This is a genomic window from Methylocystis sp., from assembly GCF_021731785.1.
In the GTDB taxonomy this organism is placed as follows: Bacteria; Pseudomonadota; Alphaproteobacteria; order Rhizobiales; family Beijerinckiaceae; genus Methylocystis.
In genome coordinates this window covers 1-22,055 of record NZ_JAKFWS010000031.1, presented here as the reverse complement: position 1 = coordinate 22,055, position 22,055 = coordinate 1, and the positions used below count along the sequence as shown (strand labels likewise).

At 59.1% G+C, this 22,055-nt stretch carries 16 protein-coding genes and 3 pseudogenes; 9 read left to right on the top strand and 10 right to left on the bottom strand.

Annotation, left to right across the window (positions count from 1 at the left end; translation table 11 throughout):
- Positions 1 to 64: 64 nt before the first annotated feature.
- The 7 genes and pseudogenes from QZ964_RS06070 to QZ964_RS06045 all read right to left on the bottom strand — a co-directional run.
- A complete protein-coding gene (locus QZ964_RS06070) occupies positions 65 to 3,616 on the bottom strand; it encodes a YhaN family protein (protein ID WP_292529939.1) in 3,552 nt (1,183 codons plus the stop codon).
- Between the two features lie 3 nt (positions 3,617 to 3,619).
- Positions 3,620 to 4,894, bottom strand: coding sequence for a DNA repair exonuclease (locus QZ964_RS06065; RefSeq protein ID WP_292529937.1), 1,275 nt, complete (start codon positions 4,892 to 4,894; stop codon positions 3,620 to 3,622).
- Positions 4,895 to 5,044: 150 nt separating this feature from the next.
- Complete coding sequence (locus QZ964_RS06060) at positions 5,045 to 6,433, bottom strand: hypothetical protein (RefSeq protein WP_292529934.1); 1,389 nt, start codon at positions 6,431 to 6,433, stop codon at positions 5,045 to 5,047.
- Positions 6,420 to 7,586, bottom strand: coding sequence for an ATP-binding domain-containing protein (locus tag QZ964_RS06055; RefSeq protein ID WP_292529932.1), 1,167 nt, complete (start codon positions 7,584 to 7,586; stop codon positions 6,420 to 6,422). Before QZ964_RS06055 ends, QZ964_RS06060 begins: the two co-directional genes overlap by 14 nt.
- A gap of 3 nt (positions 7,587 to 7,589) precedes the next feature.
- A complete protein-coding gene (locus tag QZ964_RS06050; RefSeq protein WP_292529929.1) occupies positions 7,590 to 8,945 on the bottom strand; it encodes a protein kinase in 1,356 nt (451 codons plus the stop codon).
- A 458-nt stretch (positions 8,946 to 9,403) separates the two neighbouring features.
- Positions 9,404 to 9,562: pseudogene (locus QZ964_RS21485) on the bottom strand (DUF6880 family protein); the annotation flags it as partial.
- 136 nt (positions 9,563 to 9,698) lie between these two features.
- A pseudogene (locus tag QZ964_RS06045) lies at positions 9,699 to 9,977 on the bottom strand (IS630 transposase-related protein); the annotation flags it as partial.
- A gap of 1,881 nt (positions 9,978 to 11,858) precedes the next feature.
- Here QZ964_RS06045 and repA point away from each other — a divergent pair.
- From repA to QZ964_RS06020, 5 genes are all read left to right on the top strand, one after another.
- On the top strand, positions 11,859 to 13,061 hold the full coding sequence (gene repA / locus QZ964_RS06040) for a plasmid partitioning protein RepA (RefSeq protein WP_292529926.1): 1,203 nt from the start codon (positions 11,859 to 11,861) through the stop codon (positions 13,059 to 13,061).
- Between the two features lie 14 nt (positions 13,062 to 13,075).
- Positions 13,076 to 14,059 (top strand): plasmid partitioning protein RepB, encoded by a 984-nt coding sequence (gene repB / locus QZ964_RS06035; protein ID WP_292529924.1) that lies wholly within the window; start codon positions 13,076 to 13,078, stop codon positions 14,057 to 14,059.
- Positions 14,060 to 14,277: 218 nt separating this feature from the next.
- The gene (repC, locus tag QZ964_RS06030; protein ID WP_292529923.1) at positions 14,278 to 15,651 is read left to right on the top strand and encodes a plasmid replication protein RepC; all 1,374 of its coding nucleotides are present in this window, start codon (positions 14,278 to 14,280) and stop codon (positions 15,649 to 15,651) included.
- 75 nt (positions 15,652 to 15,726) lie between these two features.
- A complete protein-coding gene (locus tag QZ964_RS06025; RefSeq protein WP_154453911.1) occupies positions 15,727 to 15,945 on the top strand; it encodes a hypothetical protein in 219 nt (72 codons plus the stop codon).
- Entirely contained in the window at positions 15,942 to 16,178 is a 237-nt protein-coding gene (locus tag QZ964_RS06020; protein ID WP_292529919.1) for a hypothetical protein, read from the top strand. The genes QZ964_RS06025 and QZ964_RS06020 overlap by 4 nt, the downstream gene beginning before the upstream one ends.
- Before the next feature lie 52 nt (positions 16,179 to 16,230).
- Here the strand turns inward: QZ964_RS06020 and QZ964_RS06015 are convergent, their stop codons facing one another.
- The 3 genes from QZ964_RS06015 to QZ964_RS06005 all read right to left on the bottom strand — a co-directional run bounded on the left by QZ964_RS06015 (position 16,231) and on the right by QZ964_RS06005 (position 18,020).
- Positions 16,231 to 16,527 (bottom strand): helix-turn-helix domain-containing protein, encoded by a 297-nt coding sequence (locus QZ964_RS06015; protein ID WP_154453910.1) that lies wholly within the window; start codon positions 16,525 to 16,527, stop codon positions 16,231 to 16,233.
- Between the two features lies 1 nt (position 16,528).
- A complete protein-coding gene (locus tag QZ964_RS06010; RefSeq protein WP_154454000.1) occupies positions 16,529 to 16,807 on the bottom strand; it encodes a type II toxin-antitoxin system RelE/ParE family toxin in 279 nt (92 codons plus the stop codon).
- A 124-nt stretch (positions 16,808 to 16,931) separates the two neighbouring features.
- Positions 16,932 to 18,020 carry a tyrosine-type recombinase/integrase gene (locus QZ964_RS06005; RefSeq protein ID WP_292529914.1) on the bottom strand — a complete coding sequence of 363 codons (1,089 nt, stop codon included), beginning with the start codon at positions 18,018 to 18,020 and terminating at the stop codon, positions 16,932 to 16,934.
- A gap of 539 nt (positions 18,021 to 18,559) precedes the next feature.
- Between QZ964_RS06005 and QZ964_RS06000 the strand changes: the two genes are divergently transcribed.
- The 4 genes and pseudogenes from QZ964_RS06000 (at position 18,560) to QZ964_RS05985 (ending at position 21,874) form a co-directional block, all read left to right on the top strand.
- The gene (locus QZ964_RS06000) at positions 18,560 to 19,684 is read left to right on the top strand and encodes a DUF1403 family protein (protein WP_292529912.1); all 1,125 of its coding nucleotides are present in this window, start codon (positions 18,560 to 18,562) and stop codon (positions 19,682 to 19,684) included.
- A 16-nt stretch (positions 19,685 to 19,700) separates the two neighbouring features.
- Positions 19,701 to 20,453, top strand: coding sequence for an SMC-Scp complex subunit ScpB (locus tag QZ964_RS05995; RefSeq protein ID WP_292529909.1), 753 nt, complete (start codon positions 19,701 to 19,703; stop codon positions 20,451 to 20,453).
- Positions 20,454 to 20,493: 40 nt separating this feature from the next.
- Positions 20,494 to 20,883, top strand: a pseudogene (locus QZ964_RS05990) (transposase); the annotation flags it as partial.
- Positions 20,884 to 21,157: 274 nt separating this feature from the next.
- On the top strand, positions 21,158 to 21,874 hold the full coding sequence (locus QZ964_RS05985) for a glutathione S-transferase (RefSeq protein WP_292529906.1): 717 nt from the start codon (positions 21,158 to 21,160) through the stop codon (positions 21,872 to 21,874).
- Positions 21,875 to 22,055: the final 181 nt, after the last annotated feature.

Sequence of the window (22,055 nt, the reverse complement as noted above, 5' to 3'; positions counted from 1 at the left end):
AAAGACGAACTAAATTCTCATTACCAAAACCACTTGGGCATTGGTGGAACGGTAATTCGAGGTTCTAATTTTCCGCAGCAGCAGCAGCTGCTTCCTCTACCAAGGAGACGACCGCTACCGATTGTCCAAGGGTTGCTTGGGCAATTTCGACCAAATGCCGGTGGTGGGTAAAAAACAGAATCTGAGTCTTGCGTGCCAATTGGCCAAGAACTTCAAAGCCTGCCGACGCGCGCGTATCATCAAAATTAATAAAAAGGTCGTCGGCGACAAACGGAAGAGCGTTCGTGAGGCCAAGATAATCTTCTAGCGAGGCAACCCGCAGCGCTAAATAGAGTTGATCGGCTGTACCCGTGCTCATCCCGCCAACGCGGACTTGCTTCCCGTCGGGGCGAAGACCGACCAGTTGAGCATGGTCGTGTTGATCGAACTCGACCCGTAGATCCTTGAAAGAACCGCTGGTAAGCGTGGCGAAAATTTCTCCGGCACGTTTGAGAAGCGGAGCCTGCTTCTCGCGGCGGTAGCGCTCAATGGCCCATTGGAGCATAGTGGCGGCGGATCGAACGCGAACGTATTGTGCAGCGACCTCCCTAAGTTCGGCGAGCGCTGCTTGTCTGACCGCCGCAGCTTCCGCAGCGCGGTCGTCCCCGCCAATAGCCTCGAATGCGATTCGAGTCTGGGTTTGGTGTTCTGAGGCCTCCATTAGCCGACCGCGTAATTCCTTCAGTTCCTGTTCAAGCGACTCCTCACGGGCACCCACTTGATCGACATCAACGGGTTCGCATTCCTTATTCAACTCAGCCAGCGATAGTCCGTCGCCTTCCCGTGCAAGCGCGTCCATAACCGAAGAACGTCCGCTTTCCAGTTCCCTCAACTTATCGGACTTGTGGATAGCAGCTTTGAGCTGATCAATATCAGTCACACCAGCAGATTCTTGGAGGTGGCTAATCGTCTCACGCGCCTGACGCCCCGAAGCCACGCATCCATCGATCTTTTCTTGCAGGGATGAAATGGCCGCATCCTTGCTCTTCTGCTGCTCGCGTATTCGTTTCGCGCTCTCAAGACGGCGCTCTAGCTCAAGAATTGCGTCCTCCGAGCCTGTTTTCGTAAGATCATTTGCAACAATGGCCACGAGGGCTTCGACGTCCTGACCGAAGACGTCGATATCGTTTTCAATTTTCTCGATCCGCTCGTGGCGCAGTTGATTGATTTCGACCGCGATCTCCCGCACCCGATCAATGGCGTCAAGCTGCGTACTGGCTGCCTCGGGCTGTGTGTCAGCAGCCACGCCAACGAGTTTAAGCGCAGCAAGCCACTCAGTCTGCCAATTGCCCCATGCCGCTGCTGCCGTTTCTAACGCTGCGCGCTTGCGGACAGCTTCGGCTTTCATCTTGCGAACCCGTTCTTCCAATTGGCGCCTATTGGCGGCATCATTTTCATGCCGGGTTTGAACAGCGATTGCAGCTTCCATGACGATCCGTAGCGGTTGGTCGTAGAGAGCTTCGGTCTCGGCAGCGACAACAGCCAATTCTGCAAGAATGCGAGCCTTGGCGTCTGTCTCCTCGCCGCGGAGAGTCGCCAGTTTGCGCTCGGCTGTCGCACGGCACGCGATAGCCTCAAGTATCTCACTCCGTGAGGTAAACCATTCCAGCATCAAATCGGGTCCTAGCGGCTTGAAAAGAGCCCCAGCCCACATCTCTTGCCAGGCAGAATCCAACGTGCGGCTTTCCTCTGCAAGCGCACTTTCTTCTTCACGCAAGCCTTCCAACAATTCCTGTTGCTCTACGATCTGCCGGGAGGTAATGACAATCTGAGCTGCCGCCTGAGCATTGTCGAATCGACGATCGACCAAAGTGTCGGCGGCACTGACAGCCGCCTCATATCTGTTGGTCAGATCACCTTCGGTGCTTGCAAACGCGCGGATTTCAGCATCAGGGACAGACTCACCTTCGACATAGTGCCGGCGAATTAACGACCAACCAGTGTCGCGCAATTCGCGTGCGTCGGCAATGTCCCTTGGGGCAACTGCATCCTCGTCGTGGGCAAGCCGCTCATGCGCCTTGCGGTATCTTGCCAAATCCTGATTGGCGGCTCGGATACGCTCGCGACAAGCCTGTATCTTTTGGTCGGCGCTGCGCCGGGCATCACGATGATTTTGTACCGTGTCGCGTGCCGGCACCGGCGTTGACGCCAACGTCTCTTCTTCGTCAACTAGCGGCTTAAGGGCTTTGAGGCGACGTTGGATGGCTGCTTTTGCCTCCCGTGTCTCGCTTTCGGCGGCATTTATTCGTGATGTGATATCATCGCTCTCACGTGTCGCTTTGACGATGGCCGCTAGCTTCGACACGTCTATAGGCGCACCCATGCCATCAAGCTCTTGCTGCACGTCAGCGATCTGACTTTCCAATTCATCAACTGCGACCTTTGCATTCGTAGTGTCTGACATTCGCTCGCCGCGGGAGTTAAGGAGCGTGCGAAGAGCTGTGGCCTTAGCGCGCGACGGAATCCGCTTCACCAGCGTTTCTATGTCGTCAGCTTCCCACTCCAGCTCCTCGGCTAGCCGCCGCAAATTTGCCTCTGCACTCGCGAGATCGGCTCGGCGGTTGGGCAAATCGGCCTTCTCTTTTTGCACTTCGATTCGGCGTTTATGGAACTGCTGGATGTCGTCTTCTCGGATCAGAAGCTCCTCATTGCATTCCAGCGCATCACGTTGGTTCCGCTCACCTTCGAGCTGTTCTTTAAGAGTTTCGACGCGCGCAGTGGCGCCAGCGTGTTCGCGCTCCGCCGCTTCCAGTTTCGAACTCGCATCCTCGGGCAGCGGGATGACTTCGCCTAAGGCAGTGATCTCGTCGACTAGACCGGCAATCTTTCGGATATCCCGGTAGACGCGTCGAATACGGCTCAGCTTTCGCTGCTCCGCCGAAATGTCTTCGATCTGTTTCTCAAGGCCATCATAGGCCTCATGCGCATCGTCATACGCACGTTTTACCTCTTGCCACTTGCTGGCCGTGACCGTGTGTTCACGAAGCGCCTTGTCGGCGCCATCCAGACGTTCCAAAGCTTGGTAATATTTCCTGTGCCCTGCCTTCCGGGAAGCCCATAGGCTATCTCCTTCCTCGGTGAGCGCTTTGAGTCGGTCTCGCAGCCCAGAGAGACCAGCGCCGGCGGAGAATAGCATCTGGCCAACTTCGTCCTGCGCTTCGAGGATCTCGCGACCGCCCGTGCGAAGACGCTCATGATCGAGACTAAACATACGTTCGAAGAAAGGCCGGTCGGCACCCGCAAGAAATGCGGCTAGTGCGCCGTTCCCCCCCGCGATGGGCACCTCGTCTGCTGTCAGTAACGTATCCTTGTGGCCCTTGCGACGCCTAACCTCCAAGGTCATCCCGCTGTTCTCCAGGATGGCGCCGATTCTCATGCTTCCATAATCGTGCAGGAAGTTATAGCGCGAGTTGTTGTCAACACCGAACAGCAAGTCCTCTATGGCGGAAAGTGCGGTCGATTTGCCTGCCTCGTTCGGTCCAAACACTATATGGATATCGGAATTGCTCACGGGCAATTCGAGATGCCTATTGGTGAAGCGGCCATAACGCAGAAGATCAAGTCGCTGAAGCCTCATGGCTCAGCCCTCCTGAACCGTGAGGCGCGCATTGAGGTAGCCGCGTACGTGCGTGATGAGAGTGGGATAATCAGCCTGAACAGCTGCTTTTAGGGCAGCATCCTCTATATCACTACGTAACTCGGATGGGAGCTTGCGGACGAGTTCGCTGAGATCTGCTTCTAGCTGACCGAGCAATTCGGTGTCGGCAGCGGCATCTCCCAACATGCGGTGAAATTCCCCCAGCGCATCCTCACGCACAGCAAGCACCGCGGGGTCGATTACGGGTTCCGTGGAAACGACGACGCGTTCGATCCAAGCCGCAGCGTCGCCGAACCCCAGTGCAGCGGCCTGAGCCTCGGCGAGAAGATGTTCGGTCGATATCAGTAGATGATCATGGATTTCGGTGCGGCCGGTTAGCTCGATACGGCACGCAAGAAGACGATCATCGGCATCGCTTTCTATCGCTTGTTCGATAGCGCGCCGCACGCGCTCTAGTGCATCGGCATTGCGGTCGCAGCCATCGACATTGACCTGGAGATGAGCCCAGCGAACGACATCGGTGTACAGCAGGCCTAATTCGACGATTTTGTGATCCTCGACAGAGACAAGGTATGCGCCCTTGGGGCCCGTTTCCCGAATATGCCGTCCCTGTAGGTTGCCGGGGAAAACCACATGGGGATTCTGGTGCAGAATGACGCCTTGGTGAACGTGACCAAGCGCCCAGTAATCGTAGCCCTTGGCGACGAGTTCATGGAGCGCACAGGGTGCGTAATTCGCGTGCCCGCCCATGCCACCCATGCCGGTGTGCAGAATACCGATGTTGAAAGCCCCTTCAACCGGCTCCGGGTAAGCAGGGACCAGGTTGTCGGTAACGTTGCGCTGCCGGAAGCTTTGACCGTGAAGCGCAACGCCAAGTTCCTCAAGTGTGAATGTCTCGGGCTTCCGAGTGGAAAACACGTTGACGCCTTCGGGAAGCGTGAGTCTCCGAGTAATTTGGCTTTCTGCATCGTGATTGCCGTGGAGTACGAACGCAGGAATGTTCACTTTCGCGAGCCTGCCCATTTGGCGGATGAAGAATAAGCCGGTCTGATAATCGCGCCAGTCGCCGTCATACAGATCGCCGGCTATCAATACAAAACCAACTTCTTGGTCAATCGCCTCGCTGATCAGATTGTCGAAGGCTTGGCGCGTTGCCCTACGAATGCACTCGACAGCAGGTCCCTCATAGCCGGCGAGCCCCGTCAATGGGCTATCAAGGTGAATGTCGGCGGCATGAATGAAGCGAAAGGGTCTCAAGATGCACGTCCTACGCTAAGTTGAATTGCACTCTTCGTTTTGTCCGCCTTTGTGCGTTTGATGAGATCGTCAACGCGTGAAATTATACTTATCAGATTTTTTGGTCGTGCAGTCCGCCTATGCGTCCCCCACCAACTGAGCTTATTACAATCATCGGCGACGTCGAGTTGGTTTGCTGCCAGGCCCTCCATCGTAGCGGCGCAGGCCGCGCACCAAGCGCAGCGACTCTTCTAAGCTGGCCTCAACCAGCTCCAATTTTCCTGAGGCAGCAGCGTCGCGGGACGCGACATACTCAGCGCGGGTGCTTTCTTCATTGCGTCGTTGGTCTGCTGCGGCGTTCGTTCCTCGAATCGCAGTCGTTATCATGGGGTAGATCTCGACATCGAGGCGCGATCTACCCAGTAATCGTTGAAATATCTTTGAATTGCTTCGAGACAAAACGTCAATCTCGGTAAGAGCTGCGTCGGCCCTCGGCGCTGCCCAAGGGTCTTCAGGACGAAATAGTTCGCGTGCAATGCGCCATCCTGCGCCGGAACCGACTGAGAGCACGTCTGATATCGGAGCGAAGGCCTGCAAAGCTCCTAGCCAAAGCCAGGACTCAGGCAGCGGTTGAGCGTGCTCCGTTAGGAGGCTGGCCTGCTGTTCTAATCCTGGTCGGCAGATAAAAGCGGCCAAGGCGAGAGCGAAGGCAGAATCAAGGCGATTCTCATTGGCCACAGATGCGACGAGTGAAGGGGCCACCGCGTCAAAAAATTGCACGCGCTTCTCTGCCGTCATTTCTTCGAGATGCACAACGTCATGGCTACTCAACAGATCGGTAGACTGACGCAAGACCTCACGGCCTAGTTCGTAAATATTTGCGCCTGACCGCAGATCATGCATCCAATGGCGTGCGCGTTGCGGCGGCAGGCCTATGCGGCCGCCATCGCAATCGGCACCTAAGAGAGAAATAGAGATCTCCTCCACCCCGCGGACGATATTTTTGGGCAGCAACCGCTGCACCTCATGGGAAAGACGAGTAAAACCATCAGATATCTCGTTGATCGCGTCGAGGGGAAGCCCGAGCGACCACGCACGCAAGATCGCGAACGAAAGCGTGCTATTTGGCGTGGCCCCTGCCGCGCCTTCGATCTCGATGCCTTCGCTGAGCGTCATCACTTCGCAGATGACAAGGCCAACTGCCCCTCCCGCAATTTTCCAAGGCTCCTGTGGCAGCCTGCGCTCCAGGAGAGCTTCGAACTGATTGGGGGTAAGGGGCCGCGTGATGGCACTGAGCGGACCCAACGCACGCAGATAGGATGCGGTCCAAGCAAAAAGGTCATCGAGCACCGTCCGCTCCGCAATTAGAATTTGCGGCAGCGGGGACAAGGAGCGATCATCCTCGGCAACCCAAACGCCCAACAACTCCTTGCCGCCATGTGTATGGCGAAGCCTCGTCAGGTCGTCACGCGTCGGGCGAGGTCCACGGCCTTCGAGCAATTCAACCAATTGCTCGCGACGTAAAGCTGCTGTCCAGAGATTGCGATTAACGGCGTCCAAACGCTGCTCCTATGCCCGGGCGTTCTGCAGGTGCCTGCCGAAATTTTTGAACCGCTGCATCCAAATATCCCGGAAGGTGCGCATCGTGATATACCGATAAAGCGGTCTTTGCTCGGGTGACAGCAGTGTATGCAAGCCGTTTTTGTCCCGCGCCGGCCGAGACCGTGGTCTCCGCGGCCGCGAAATGAAGCGCTCTGAATTCCAAGCCTTTGGCGCCGTGGATGGTGGAGACCCATATCGGTTTGTCAGGTTGAATAGCTTGATATCGCCCCTCGCGGTCCTGCACGCATAAAAGGTTCCCCAAGCCAACTCCTTCCAAAGCAATGGCGACGCCGCGAACATCGGCGGCGCGTGGACAGACCACGCCTAGGAAGCCCTCCGGATAGGTCCGCCGCTGGAGCGTCAATCGCTGGGCAATCTCAGCGGCCTGCTGCGCCAAAGTTCCACGAAAGACATTCACGCTCGACCTAAGCGCCGGCGAATTGTAGTTGCAAGTTGGAAGAATGGGATCATACCCGGCTGAGAACGTTCGGCCGATCGCGTCGGCGAGCTCGCAAATCGGCGGTCCGTTTCGATAGTGATATCGCAAGGTTAAGACCCTCTCGGAAGCCTGTTCGAGCGCCTCCATCGGCGACTCGCCGGCGTAGATTCGCTGGCGGCTGTCCGCCACCATGAAGAGATCGTGGGTAAGGTGCCGGAACAGGACGATCTCTCGCGGCAGAAAATCCTGAGCTTCGTCGACAAGCAACACATCGTAGAGTGGAGCACGGCCCGGTCGCACAAGAACGCGTTCTGCCAGCTCAATTCGAGTCAGTCGGTCCGTCTCGAATTCACCGGTCAGCTCTATTCGCACCCCAGCTTCACGCAACAACCCGTCCAACAACGACGCGCTAGTTTGCACATTGCGCACGTCAAAATCGTACCGCTGGGCACCTGACCGGATAAATTCACGCAGCGTTGCGTTGAACACGATGACCGCAAGATTGGGGTGTGAGCGAGTCGTCAGGTAGTTTGCCCTCAGCAAAAGCAAATTCGTTTTTCCAGAGCCGGGCGGGCCTTTCACAAGAAAACTACCTTCATCGGGCAATCCGATAACATCGAGCTGGTCCTTATCGAGTTCGCTCTGTTCTCGCCACCACGCCTCCATCACCATCGCTCAAAGCCTTGGCATGTTGGGACGCACAGACAAACCCACTTCTGGCGGTGTCCCTGTACCCAACGCGTTCTCAAGCGTTGCATGCAGATAGGAATCGATAGCGTCTCGCAAAGCAGGAGCGGACGGCTCGCCGACGAATAACAGAGCTGACTTCTCGCCTGGTGGTGCGCCCAATCTTGCCGCAGCCGTGATACGAACATTAGCGGCCTGCGCATCAAGCGGTTCTACAACGAACTGAACCTCGAGGATGCCGGCGAGTTCATGAGGGACCGAGGGGCCGGTCCTAAGGGTAACAACACATTTATTGTCGCCGGCGATATGCAACACTTCAACCGGTGGAAAAAGGCCGCCATGCTGACACACTTCGCGGGCCATTGTAGCCATCGCGCCCGCTAACTGGTCCAAGGTGCGTCGCGTCGGCCGTGCTCCTGAGGTTGTGGTTTCCACTGATGCAGAGGTTTTTGCGACCTCGATCCGCTTCTTCAGGCGCTCTCGGATTTGTTGTGCCGATTCCGGCATCGATCTTGGGCCTTCAAAGTCGTCCCAAGTGACGAGCTCCTTTCGGATCCGCCAGTCCTTGTGCAGGCAGCGCCGCGCCAGATCTACCAGCCATGGGTCGGCATCCTCCGCATCGATCAGTGGGATGTGGTCCTTGACGGCTCGATACAATCGGGCCGGCGGCTCGCGGAAATCGTCGAAGATCGGTCGACGCATAAGAAGGTCATATAGCGTTGCCCCTAATTGATAGAACGTGATAGCCCGCCAACCCTCGAGAGTGTCCACTTCCTCGCGGTACAAAAATTCCGGTGGGCTGTAACGAGCTGTACCGACGAACCGATCACCCGTTCCCGCGCTTGGGTCGTTCGGATCGGCCGGAGGGTGAATCACGCCTAGGTCGAGAAGCTTTACGCGGTTGAAGTCAAGAGAAACCACCGTATTATCAGGCTTGATATCACGGTGGGCAACGCCGCGTTCCTCTAGGAAGCGCGTAGCTCGTGCCAATTGACCGATGAGCGGACCAATCCTGGAGGCCGGCAGCTTCTTCCGAACTTGTCCCAATGTCCGTGGCTCAAGAAGTTCCATCGCCACATAGAGGTGGTTTGTTTCTCCGCATTGCCCACCGTCGAGAATGTCGACGAGGTTCGGGTGCCCATGTCCAGCAAGCTCCTTCTCACGAAGGATGCGCGCCAATTGCTTCTGTGTTCCCGCACGTTCCACCATCTCTGGATCGATGACTTTTAGAGCTGCGGTTTGCCCCTCCTTTTCCGCCGACAGTACTACGGCTGAGAAACCGTTTCCCAAATACGCCCCAATGGTCCAGCCGCCAACGAGTCGTCCCTCCAATTCGGCCGCCATTCTCTTTGCGCGTGCCCTGTCCAACGGTCCCCTCCCAGAAGCAATATTGGACTATATCCTAAGCGTTGGCAGCATGAACCTCGTCCAGCTCGACGGGAAGACGGACGTGACAAGCCGCGAGACTCACGGCGACGGTCGGCGCGGGACGTGACGGTCGCCGTGGACAGGAAACGCGAGGGGCGCTAGCGACTGTTCGCCGGAGTGAACTTTCCACCTCGCTCCGGCTCTCATGCGAGGAGGGCATCACGCCTCCTGAACCCTTTTTGTTACGGGCTGTTCCGTCACCCCGCCGCTCCTCGCGCGGCGACATCGTGCGCCCCGCTAAGATGCGTTTCGGCACGGCGCTTTGTCACCTATTTTCCCGCCTAATCCGCCGCACTTGTCTTTTCATGCACATGTCCGATAATCTGGGCTTATAGTGAGCCTTCTATTTTGCCCTTCGGTTTCTTGATAATGCTTTAGAGAGGCGACCAAAACGAAGTGTTCTTACCGTGTATCCGCGCCCCGTAGGCTTCATGCGTTCCGAAGTCGCCGACATTCGCCGCCAGGCTCGCTCATTCCAGCAAATGGCGCACGGCGTGCTTGTAGCGGCTGGATCGGCTCTGATCGAGCGCGAATTCGAAGCACGACCAGCGCACGTCTTGCACGACTTCGCTTCGGTTCAACGCGTCGAGCGCCTCGATGCGCGCGTCTTCTCATTCGAATTCGGGCCAGCCGGGTCACCGCGATCGGCGGCTTGGAGAGTCTGCCCTAGCCGACGGCGAGGCCGCAGCGTCGCCTGACTTTGTCGCTCAGCTCCATGATCGTCATGTCCGGCTTTTCCTCTATCTGCGCGAGAATGAAGTCGGCATGCGCCTCGATGCGCTGCGAGCGGTGGTCGCCGTCCATTTTCGCCGGGCCGATGTCGCCGGTGATCTCGACGCGCTTGGCCCAGCACACGTCGGTCGCCGGACCGATATCGAACCGCGCGGCGGCCTGACGGCGCGACATCCCGCCCCGGATCGCCTTCATCACCTTCTCGCGAAGATCCATCGACAGCGCCCTGATCCCCTCCCGGGCCACTCGCGCCAGTCAATGCCGATCGGCGGTCCGCTTACGATATGGGAATCCGCCCGGCTTTATTGAATCGCCATGCTCGGACGATGCTTTAGCGCTGGAGTTCTAAAGGCACCCCGTCTGGGCCACCATCGGGAAATGCCTGTCGGCGGTGGAATCGTGCGCGGCGTCGAGCCTCCTCCCCTAGCCTCTGGCGCCGCGGGGTGACCTGAGCGCCGCGGAGCGGGCGCTCGGCGGGCTTGACGCGAGGTCGCTAGGTGTTGCTCGTTTTCCGCAGCGCCCGCGCCAGCTTGTTCCTCCTGCCCGGCCAGCGCTTGGCTCTTGCTTTGCTCGGGCGATAATGAAGTCTTCGGGGAAGTGTTCTTCGGATTGCTTCGACGCTTCGGAGCGCCGCCTTCCGCCGGAAGGAGTCGCCTCCAGTCTTTAGGGATGCTTGCTGCGGATCGCGAGGATTTGCAGCCCTCGCATCTTCTCGGCGAACTAGCCTTCCCTGGCTAGCGTCCCCTGCCCTCTTCGGACCCAGCATCTCGCGCGCACCCGCCGAGCGATCGACGCCGTCCGCTCCGCCGGCGGGAGTGTTGCGATGTCTATGAGGAAAGAGCGCGTGTATCTCGGCAAGTTTTTTTGGCCTAGAGGGAATCCTGGCTGTTGATCGGCGTCCCACGAGGGCGCAGTGATCGACGTGAGACGAGCGCAGACGCCAAGAAGAATCGGTTTCGGTCGCATAGTGCTCCGCGAGATGGGTGGGGAATAATTCAAAGGCGTAACGCCGCTGAATCCCGTCGCCTTCAATCCGGATTAGACGCATCACAGGAACGAGGAGTCCTTTGAGAGCAACGACGCGACACTCGAAAGACACCCCTTCAGTGTCATCGTGCTTCTCGTAGCGGGCATTGTCGCGAACCTCGCCGACAAGGCGAGGGATGGGCCCTCCGGTATGGCGCTTCGATTCTTCGGCGGGCGCGTGAGTGCCCACCACTATTCTAACCTCTGCGTATCGCTTGCGGGACCAATATCGAACCGAGTGTCGGGGCGAGACATCTCGCGCAGTATCGCCTTCATCACCTTCTCGCGAAGATCCTGCGACAGCGGCACGATCCTCGTCCAGCCGCTCCTGCACTCAATGCCGAGCGGCGCTCCGCCTTTGATTTGGGAATCCTCACCGCCCTTTTTGAGTCGCGGCGGGCACTGATGGATCTGCATGGCGCGTTTCGCAAAGGCGGCGGTAGGGGGAACCTGAAATTCATCGCGACGCGCGACACGCTCCTTCAACAAGCTCGATTGTGAGCACCTTATGTGTGGAGATGCTTGCGCCGCAATCGGAGGTGGGACAAAGCGAGGCTCGTAGGGTGGCGGAGCGTAGAGCCTCGATAAGAATTGTGGGAGCCCCGCTGCGGCGACAGTAAAGAACTCTCAGGTCGCGGGGTCTTTTCGGCCGCCGCTCTCTTGCCTCGCCACGCGCGGACGGCCGCCTCGGCCACGGCTGAGTCGCCCGGGCGGCAACGCGATGTTGATCTAAAGTCGATTGCCGCGGTTCCGAGCTCGGAACTCTCGTTTGGAGCAGATGCGCTGCCCAACGGGGGCGAACGTGGAACCCAGACTGCGTAATGCAGATAAGGCAGGGGCGGCGAAAAGAAGTGTTCCGAGCTCGGAACTTTTTTGCCTCATGCGTCGCGATTCGGAATTGTTCGGGCGAACATACGACCGGCTGCCGCGACATGCCTGCAACAAATAGTCGTGATTCCGATCAACGATTCGTTAACGAAAAATGGCCCCGGACTAGGCTTGCTGTTTGATGCGAATCGGCGGATGCTCGTTACGATCAAATCCGATGGACGCGAATAGATCGTAACTAGCATGAGCCTGCCCGCCCCACGCGTTACACTCGCTGACGAAGGCGACACCCTTATGGTGGAGCTCGGGGAGATATTGTCGAATAATCTCCAGGAGCTGAGGAGCAAGCTCTTCCCTCCGAATTCACAAAAGGGGCTTCGATCATTTAGTTGCGCGGAAGCGGCAAAGCTCATCGGCGTGAGCGATGCCTATCTTCGCCAAATATCCTTGGACGGTAAGGGCCCGGAGCTGGAAACGACTCCAACCGGACGCCGCCTCTATACGCTTCAACAGATCAACGAAATTCGGGAGCTTCTGGACGTCGGGGGTGGCGCGCGGCGCTACGTCAAACGCCGGCGCGACGGCGAAAAGCTACAAGTAATCGCGGTGTCAGGGTTTAAGGGCGGGATAGGAAAAACAATCCATAGCGCCCATTTGGCCCAATACCTCGCTCTTCAAGGATATCGCGTTCTAGCAATCGATCTCGATCCGCAAGGCAGTCTCAGCACCATGTTCGGATATCACACTGAAACCGAGGTGCAACCGAATGAATCGCTATACGGGGCGCTTCGTTATGATGATGAGCGCGTCCAAATCGAAGAGGTCATACGCGAATCGTATTTTGATGGAGTGTTCTTCGTCCCGTCATCAATACATTTGATGGAGTTTGAACACGCCACCGCGGTTAATCGAGGGGTCAAGGGCAAGACGCCATTCTACAAAGCTCTCAGAGTGATGCTTGACCGGGTAGAAGAGAATTTCGACTTTGTCATCTTCGATTGTCCGCCGCAACTGGGCTACCTCACGCTCTCTGCCTTATGTGCAGCAACGACTGTCATCATTCCTTGTCATCCGCAGATGTTGGATGTCTCATCGACCTCCCAGTATCTGCTGATGGCAGGGGATCTCTTGGCTGTGTTTCGGGATTTTGGGCTCGTTTTGAAATACGACGCCTTTCGTTTTCTCGTGACGCGTTTTGAGCCTACAGATTTGCCGCAACAGCAAATGGACACTCTAATGCGGCGACTCTGCGGTGAGCATGTCCTAAAGAATGCAATGCTAAAAACAACGGCGATCTCCGACTCATCTTTGTCGAAGCAGACTCTCTATGAAGTGGAGCGCACGAGTTTCAGTCGGAGCACATACGATCGAGCGATTGCGGCAATGAATGCCGTAAACTCTGAAATCGAGGAGCTTCTCCTCGCTGTATGGGGACGTAAGGCATGAGCAGGCGGGACACGTTGAAGAGCTTGCTAGCAGGAGACCCTGACGCTGGTTTTGCTGATGACACTTCGATCCCATCAACGCTGGTGCACTCTGTTCGTCCGCGTGGAGCGAATTTGAGGATCAAGACCGGCCCCATTCTGCATCTCGCGTCGGATCTTCGGGCTGAGAGTGGCGACGCTGTGATTGAGGTCGATCCAACTTTGATCGATTCCTCATTTATCAAAGATCGAATTGACGGCTTCGACAGCGAGCATAGCGAGCTCGTGGAATCGATACGTGATCACGGACAGCAAGTTCCTGTGCTTCTGCGTCCGCACCCCGATAATAGCGCTCGATATCAAGTGGTGTATGGACATCGTCGTGTGCGGGCATGTCAGTCGTTGGGTCGCGCGGTTCGTGCAGTAGTGAAGACACTGACGGACGCGCAGTTGGTGGTTGCTCAAGGACAAGAAAATTCCGCGAGAATGGCTCTGAGTTACATTGAGCGAGCGTTTTTCTCGATACGGCTCAGCGACAGTGGTTTTGAACGCGACGTGATTATGGCCGCGCTGAGCGTGTCGAAATCTCACCTGTCGACGCTTATTTCGGTCGGTCGACGGATTCCCGCCACCATAATTCAGGCCGTTGGCCCAGCTCCAAAGACAGGTGAGCCGAGATGGGTGGCGCTTGCAGATCGACTTGAAGTGTGTGGAACGGAGATCGCCGCTGCGGTTATCGGATCGGAAGCGTTCGGCTCCGGCGATAGCGACGAACGTTTTCTCACCTTGTTCAACGCGTTGCAGCCCCAAATCGAAAGACCCTCACTCGAGTCGAAGTCCTGGTCGGTGGATGGCGGCCGACCTATCGCGACGTTCCGAGAGGGTGGGAAAAAGGCTTCGTTGATCGTTGATCAAAAGGAGGCACCGGAGTTCGGGCGCTTTCTTTTCGCGCAGCTTCCCGAACTCTACAGGGACTTCCTAAGAGCCAAGGAGGCTTCTGCCGAGACGTCGGCGAAATGAAATTATGCCCATACTTGCGTTTTTTGCGAGAGCGTTGCCGACCCGCGTAACTAACTCACCGAGGAGATAGCAGCAAAAGAAAGAGGCCCCCGATCGTTGCCGAACGGAAGCCCCTGTGTGTCTTAAGCAACCACAAGGTCTCACTTCCGCGAATCACTGTCAAGAGTCGGCGCCATTTCGGCGAGCAGATTTCTTTTGCCTGAAAGAGGCGAAGGATCATGCGCACACATTCAACGACGCCCTTTGGGCGGCGACCGCTGTCGCTTGCCATGTTGGCGGCGCAGGCGGCGACGCGAGATTTCGCGGCAAAACCCGACGCGTCCGAGACTGTCGTCCATAAATGGCGGCTGTTTCGCGCGCTCACTGAAGCCAAAGCGCCGCTCGGCGTCACCGATCGGGCGCTATCGGTCTTGCACGCATTGCTCAGCTTCCATCAAGAAACGGCGCTGACGCTGCCCGAAAGCGACCCAAAAGCCGAGAGCGAGGATGATTCGCCTGGCCCCGGCGTCGTGGTGTTTCCGTCGAACAGAGAGCTCTCCATCCGCGCCCACGGCATGGCGCCGGCGACGCTGCGCCGGCATCTGGCGTCGCTCGTCGAGGCCGGGCTGATCATCCGGCGCGACTCGCCGAACGGCAAGCGCTTCGCGAGACGCGGGCAGGGCGGCGAGATCGAAAGCGCCTTTGGTTTCGATCTGACGCCGCTGATTGCGCGGGCCAGCGAGATCGAAAATCTCGCCGAAGAAGTCCGCAGCGAGAACCGCGCGATCGCGCTCTTACGCGAGAAGATCACGATCGTGCGGCGCGACATCGTCAAGATGATCGAGACCGGCATAGAGGAAAGCGTTCGCATCAAGCCGCTCTCGATCGAGGGGCAGGATGTAAGCGACTGGGAAGGCCTTTACGGGCGTTACCAGGCCCTCTCGGCGCGCTATTCGCGCAGCCTCGGGAGAACCGGGCTGGCGGCTTTGGCGGGCGAATTGGCTGCCTTCGCGATCAATATTCAGAACTTGCTCGAAACACACATAAAACAGCAAAAAAGAAGCGCCAATGAGTCCCAGACTGAGCGCCATATACAGAATCAAATCACAAACATTCCTGATCTTGAACCTGACCTTCAAGAAGGCAGGGCCGAACCGCCCGGGTCAATGCGGAAAGACGACGGAGCCGAAACAGTCGGATCGACGGAAACAACGACGCCTAATTTGAGAACGGGCGATCGCCAACCGCCCTCGCAACGAACCTATCCGCTAGGCATGGTGTTGCAAGCCTGTCCCGACATCGTCGATTACGGCAAGGGCGGCGAGATCTCCTGCTGGCGCGATCTGATCGACGCGGCGGCGATCGTGCGCTCTGCTCTTGGCGTCTCGCCGGATGCCTGGTCGCAAGCGCTGGAGGTGTTGGGCGAACATGACGCCTCGATCGTCATTGCTGCGATCCTCCAGCGCGGCGATGAAATTAAATCCGCCGGCGGCTATTTGCGGGTTCTGACTGGAAAGGCGCGGGAAGGGGAGTTCTCGCTGGGGCCGGTGCTGATGGCGTTGTTGCGCGGCAAGGCCGCAAAGGCCGCGCGTGAACGGCGGCAGGCGGGGTGATAGGACTGTTCCGCGACGCGTTTTCATGGTCCGATCTTGGTGACTATCGTCTCTGTTTGACGGAGCGCGGACGCCATGACCGATACGACGACCCAACTCGCCATCCTTTCCGATGCGCTGGTCAAAATCATCGAGCTTGGCCCAATGGCCGCGGAAGGGAAGGCGTCGCCCGCCGATCTTTTGACCCGGTCGGGCGACATCGCCGCGCAGGCGCTGACCGCCGCCGCCACCTATGGTCAGTTGCCGCCATTCGCGGAGCCATTGGCACCTCAATTGACCGACGACAGGCAATGAAGCGTCCGCAGGCGTTGCGCGTCAGAATCGAGACCGTGATTGACAAAGGCGTCCATCGGATTTCCCCAAGCCGCAACGAGGGTTCAGCGGGGGAGGGGATGCGCTTTGGCGAAGAGGAGGGCCGCTACGAAAGCTTCACGCGGTATATCAGGGTTCTCGGCGGCGATCTCGTCGAGGCTGTCGCCGTGCAACAACCGCGCTTCGATGGCCCGGGATTTGAGGCTCTCAACTAAGAACGGAGAGCGTGCCGCTAAGCGCCAAGTGATGTCCTTCGCGGCGTTGTCTCTAGGCAGCGAGAGCTTCGAGCACTGCTTTGGGATTACGTCTCAGAACAAGGAGCAGGGTGCGAGCTGCGCCACTCGGCGCGCGGGACCCATCCTCCCACTTTCGAAGCGTGCCGACGGCTGTTCCGAGAATCGCCGCGAATTGCTTGCGCGTGAGGCCTGCCTGCTGACGAATCGAAATAATATCGGCGGCGGTTGGCGCCGGGTGGACCTGGAGGCCAGGAACTGCCTGGCCCCGCGCATGCGCCGCCGCTTGTTCCAAGCTCTTCACAAGATCGTTGAACAGTGCTTCTTTCATTTTACTGTTTCCTTGCGAGGATGGTTTCAACGAGACGCCGCAGCACGGCCTTCTGCTCGCTGGAAAGATCGTCTCGCTCGTTTTTGGCGTAGGCCAGCAGCAGATAAATCGGCAACGTCTGGTCATAGACGTAGTAGATGACCCGTGCGCCGCCTCTTTTTCCTCGTCCCGCCAGGGGAACCCTGACTTTTCGAAGGCCGCCAGTTCCCGGGATGAGATCGCCGACTTCCGGGCTTGCAGCCAGGAGGTCAACAATTGCGCTCCGCTCGCTTTCGGTCATCAACCCTTCGGCGCGAGACAGGTAGATTTGCGTCTCAGCGACGGTATGAAGCGGCTTCTTCACGAGCCGTATATGCCCCAATGGGGCACTTAAATCAAGGGTGGTTCGCGCCGCGCAAAGGCTTTTACAAACCTGCGGCTTTGGTGAGATTGACCCGGAACCGGTCGCGTTTCCTCTGGTATCGACGCGTCATTTCGGCGGAGGCGTGGCCGAGATGTTTTTGCACATGCCCTTCGTCGATTTGCGCCGAGGAGGCGAGGCCGGCGCGCAAGGAGTGTCCAGAGAAGGCGAGACGGCGCTCACCCTCGCTCAGATCGCCGCGAATGCCGGCGGCGAGGGCGGTTTTCTGCACCAAGCGGGCGACATGTTTGTCGGTCAGCCGCTCGGGCGAGACGCCGCCATTCTTCCGCGCGATCGGGCGGAAGAGGGGGCCTTGGCTGATCCGCCCGAGCCGCATCCAGGTTTCGAGAAGTGCGACGGGACAGGTTTCGGGACGCGAGCCACGACCGATTTCGACCTCGCGCCAGCCGGTTTTGCCGGATATCTGCAGCACCGCGCCGCCGTCGTTGTTGCTGGCGCTGGATATATCCGCGCCAGGAGGAAAAATCTCGATCCAGCCGGCACCGTCTTCGGTCTGATCGGGCCCGCAATCGAGGCCGACGATTTCCGAGCGGCGCAGACCGCCGGCGAAGCCGATCGCCAAAATGGCGCGGTCGCGGATCCCACGCAGATCCATCTCGAGCGTCGCCATCATCGCCAGCAGCTCGTCGGCGAAGATCGCCTGCTTCTGGACCGGCGGGCGGCCATGGGCGCGGCGAATGCCGGCGAGCACGGTGGAAATGTGCCGATCTGACGTATCGAGCGGCGCGCCGCGCTGGCGGTAGCGCCAGCAGATGCCCGAGAGCCGTCGCTCGAGCGACGCGACGCTCAGCGGCTCGCGGCCGGGAGCTCCTTCCATACAGGCGGCGAGATAGAGGCCGACGGTCTGGGGATCCGGGGGCAGGGGATCGAGCCCCTGGCGGCGCAGCCAGGCGGCAAACTGTCGCCAGTCGGCCTCATAGGCGCGCCTTGTATTTTCGGAGCGGGCGTTGCGGGCGTAATCACGCGCCTTTTCGGAGAGCGCCGCGAGATGGGGAGCCGCCGGTCGCTCGATGAGCCGCGCGTCGGTTTGGACGTCTTCGTCGGGCGGTGAAGTGGCGGTTTCTTCCGACATGGGCCCTCGGCAGTTTTCGACATTTCCAACGGCGGTTCGGAATCCCGATTCGACCGGTCTCATAAGCCAATTTCGGCGGCCAAAAAAAAGGCGACATCGGCCGGACTTTCCCACGGGTGAGAGTCCGATTGTCGGACTGCCGCCCCCCGATTGCCGGCGCGGTTCCATAAATTATGCTCGAGTTCCCCAAATTTTCGGGCGGTTTCGTCCCATGAATTGTGAATCGGCTTCCGGCAGCATTGAGCCTCGGATCCCATAAAATTGCGGCTCTCCGACATTTTCCACGGGGGGAGTCCGGTCATTCAAGCGGAGCCTTGCAAGCGGAGCCTTGGCCGGAAGAATCCGACGCGTCAGAAGGCTGTCCACCGATCAAACGCGAAATTTTTCCAGATTTTCCGGGCCGCTCGAATCATGTCCGATAAGCGCACATTATCGGACATAGAGAAGAGACGACAAGCGCGGCGGATTACTGGCGAATCTTAACGATAAAGCGCCGCCGCGACTTGCCGCCGGACTGGTTGCGAGCTTACGATTCCGCCATGCTGCAAATCGATTCGGACGCGGTTCTCGAGGCGCAATCGTCATCGCGCACGACGATCCAACGCCGGGCGCCAAGGCGCCGCGATGAGGCGCAAAACTTCCGAAATATCTCGCAAATCCAGCCGCTGCCGCGTTGGGCGAAAGGCGGCGCCGGCGCGCTCGACGATCCATGCGACGCTCACTTTTTCGCCGGCGCAGGGCTCGCGCGGCTCGACCAGGTTTTGCGTTCCGGCGCCGATGTTTCGAGCGCCGGCGGAAAAGCCGCCGATGTTTCGAGCGCCGGCAAAAACTTCGGCGAAGCGGGCGCGGAACCCGTCTTCGTCGGCGCATTGCGCCAGCGCCTCGCCTTGCGCGCCGCCGCCGTTTGTGCAGCGATGGCGCGCCTACGCGAAGATGAAGTGGCGCTGCGCGACGCCGAGCATCTCGCCGCCTTCGATACGGCACCTACGCCGGGCGGACGGCTGCATCGCCTGTGGCGTCTCTTCGCGACGCGTCCGGCGCGGCTTGACGCGCCGTTGATGCGCGCCGCCGCCGAATGTCTCGACCTGCCGCCGCACATCGATGGTTCGGCGCTTGCCGCGTTCGTAGGAGAGGCTTCGACGGTTGAAAATCCGCTCAATGCTGCGACGCGTGTGAGCACCGCAGCTCTGCACATCCTTGTCGATGCGCCGCAAATCGACGCGGAAATTTTTGCCTTGTGGCTCGCCGATCTTGTGCTGGCGCAGCGGTTGCGTTGGGCGGCGCCATTGCCGCTGTTGGCGACGACGATCACGCATCCATCGATGCGCACGGCGACCGGACGCCGACCACGTCCGAGTGATCCCGATTGGTCTTCGAGCGTCGCGTGCGCTGCGGCGCGCGCGGCGCAAGAGGCTTACGCGTTGGCCAGCGAGTTGTCGCGTCGTTCGCACATGCTGCTGAGCGTTGCGCCAGGACTGCGCGCCAAGGGCGCTTTGCGCGTCGTCGAACTGCTGCTTGCCGATGATGTGGTCTCGCCGGCGCGCGCGGCGAAGGCGGCGGGGCTCTCCGATCGCGCGTCGCGCCGTCTGTTCGATCGACTCGTTGCGCTTGGCGCCGTGCGCGAACTCTCCGGTCGCGCCAATTTTCGGCTCTACGGACTGTGATGGGAGGAACGCCGGCATGCGGTCGATGAAGGCGGCGCGCGCTGACGGCGCAGCGTCCGATGAGACGCGGGCACGGCCCGGCCGTCGCGCGACAGGGCAGGGTGGCGACTTGCTGTTCGACGCCGATCTTTCCGATCTCCCGCAGGCCATGCGCTGGCGCGAATGGATGGGACGTGTCGAGGCGGCGATTTTCGCCGCGCCGTCGCCAGTGACGCGTCAGGCGCTTGCCAGACTTGTCGGGCGCGCCTGCAATCTCGACGATCTTCTCGCCGACATTCGTCACGATTTGCGGGCAAGACCCTATGAACTCGTTCATGTCGCCGGCGGCTATCAACTGCGCACCAAGGCGCGCTACGCCGACGCCATTCGCGTCTTGAACAATGGCGCGCGTGACGCCGGGCCGCCGCCGCTGACGCCGACCGAACTCCTCGCCGTGACGGCGATCGCCTATCTGCAGCCGGCGACGCGCGCCGACCTCTCCCGCCTCGCTGGCCGCGAAATCAGTCGCGACGTCATCGCCCGTTTGAAAAAACTCGATCTCATCGCCGCCGGACCGCGTGCGCCAACGCCCGGCGCGCCGTACGCCTACGTCACGACGAAGAGATTTCTGGAGGTCTTTGGTTTGGCGAGCCTGCGCGATTTGCCCGACATCGAAAAGCTCGAAGACGCCGGGCTGTTGCAATGCTCTCCAACCGAAACCGATCTCAACGGTATTTTGGGTTTTGGCGCCGAAGACGCCGAGCTTGAGGACCTAACCGAAAGCGATTGAATGCGCGTCTGTTCTATGTAGCAACGTCTTAGCACGTGGCGATGGCCACTCCGAACGCATCACGGCGTTGGCCATGATCGAGAGCCGCGCCGACCGTCCCGGTGGGGTTGCGCTCGGCGCCGATAGGGGCTACGCCGCCGCCGATTTCATCAACGAGCTGCGCGCCATGAACGTGCGCCCGCATGTGGCGCAAAACGACAATGGACGCCGTTCCGCCATCGACCGGCGAACCACCCGGCACGCCGGATATGCGATCAGTTTACGTATCCGGAAGCGCATCGAGGAAGCTTTCGGCTGGATGTAGACCGTGGCTGGTCAGCGCAAGACGAGATTTCGCGGCGCCGATCGCGTCGGATGGTCGTTCGCCTTCGCCGCCACCGCCTATAATCTGGTGCGGCTGTCTATGTTGATCGAGGGGCGCTCGGCATGACCGGCGCGGGCGAGGATACACGAGCGTTTCTCGGTCTCCCGCCGCTTTCTCCGCCTCGGCGTACTCAGCGTCAAAGATTCGCTCGGCCGCCCCAGCACGCCAATAGCAAAGCATTTTTCAGCAGCCTGCTACGTCGGCGCGGAATTATACACGCGCAAAGCCTCGCGGCCGACGTTATCCCGGGAATCCTTGCTGCGTTCGCGTCGGGAGCCATATTCAGGACGCACCTTAGTAATGGATCATTTGAAGGGGTGCCAGCGAAGCGGGCCTAACCATGACCTATGAACTCTATTATTGGCCCGGCATTCAGGGGCGCGGCGAATTCGTCAGGCTCGTGTTGGAAGAGGCCGCCGCCGATTACATCGACGTGGCGCGTCAGCCGAGGGGCGAGGCGACCCTCCTGGCTTTTCTCGAAAGACAAGACCTCGCTTATCCGCCGTTTGCGCCGCCGTTCTTGAAAGACGGAAATGTCATAATCGGCCAGACCGCCGCGATACTCCTCTATCTCGGCGATCGCCACGGTCTGGCTCCGAAAGACGAGGCGACGAGGCTTTGGGTTCACCAAATCCAGCTCACCATCGCCGATCTTGTCGGCGAGGCCCACGACACGCATCATCCTTTGGGCGCTGACTTGTATTACGAGGAACAAAAACCCGAAGCGCTACGCCGAACGAAACATTTCCGCAAAAATCGAATCCACAAATACCTTGATTGGTTCGAGCGAATCCTCGCCCGTAATCCTGGAGGCGACGCGAATCTCATCGGCAATACCGTAAGCTACGCCGACTTGTCGTTGTTCCAAGTAGTCGAAGGCTTGCTCTATGCTTTTCCAAAAAGCACAAAAACCGCTCTCGCCGAGTTTCCCCGAGTGGCTGCTCTGCGCCGGACGATCGCCCAGCGCCCGCGCATTCGCGCATATCTCGACAGCGACCGTCGGATCAAATTCAACAAGCAGGGGATATTTCGTCACTATCCGGAACTCGATTGCTGACTAGTGGGTCGCTTCAGCGAATTTGAATAGGACGCTTCCCTCGGCTGAAGATTTCTGATTCGCTCCGCCATTGATTCGACCTCGGGAGGCGAAGATGGCGCGGGAAGCGATCGGCGTGAAGCGGTATGCGGTGCGCTTGAGCGGCGAGGAGCGGGCGCATCTGGAAGCCATGCTGCGCAAG

Excerpts from the sequence above, each read along its gene's own strand:
- repA (WP_292529926.1), top strand. The coding sequence starts at position 11,859 with ATGAGCCTGCCCGCCCCACGCGTTACACTCGCTGACGAAGGCGACACC.
- QZ964_RS06055 (WP_292529932.1), bottom strand. The coding sequence starts at position 7,586 with ATGGTGATGGAGGCGTGGTGGCGAGAACAGAGCGAACTCGATAAGGAC.
- QZ964_RS05995 (WP_292529909.1), top strand. The coding sequence starts at position 19,701 with ATGCGGTCGATGAAGGCGGCGCGCGCTGACGGCGCAGCGTCCGATGAG.
- QZ964_RS06025 (WP_154453911.1), top strand. The coding sequence starts at position 15,727 with ATGACCGATACGACGACCCAACTCGCCATCCTTTCCGATGCGCTGGTC.
- QZ964_RS06000 (WP_292529912.1), top strand. The coding sequence starts at position 18,560 with ATGCTGCAAATCGATTCGGACGCGGTTCTCGAGGCGCAATCGTCATCG.
- QZ964_RS06015 (WP_154453910.1), bottom strand. The coding sequence starts at position 16,527 with ATGAAAGAAGCACTGTTCAACGATCTTGTGAAGAGCTTGGAACAAGCG.
- QZ964_RS06005 (WP_292529914.1), bottom strand. The coding sequence starts at position 18,020 with ATGTCGGAAGAAACCGCCACTTCACCGCCCGACGAAGACGTCCAAACC.
- QZ964_RS05985 (WP_292529906.1), top strand. The coding sequence starts at position 21,158 with ATGACCTATGAACTCTATTATTGGCCCGGCATTCAGGGGCGCGGCGAA.
- QZ964_RS06050 (WP_292529929.1), bottom strand. The coding sequence starts at position 8,945 with ATGGCGGCCGAATTGGAGGGACGACTCGTTGGCGGCTGGACCATTGGG.
- QZ964_RS06070 (WP_292529939.1), bottom strand. The coding sequence starts at position 3,616 with ATGAGGCTTCAGCGACTTGATCTTCTGCGTTATGGCCGCTTCACCAAT.
- QZ964_RS06020 (WP_292529919.1), top strand. The coding sequence starts at position 15,942 with ATGAAGCGTCCGCAGGCGTTGCGCGTCAGAATCGAGACCGTGATTGAC.
- QZ964_RS06010 (WP_154454000.1), bottom strand. The coding sequence starts at position 16,807 with ATGACCGAAAGCGAGCGGAGCGCAATTGTTGACCTCCTGGCTGCAAGC.
- repC (WP_292529923.1), top strand. The coding sequence starts at position 14,278 with ATGCGCACACATTCAACGACGCCCTTTGGGCGGCGACCGCTGTCGCTT.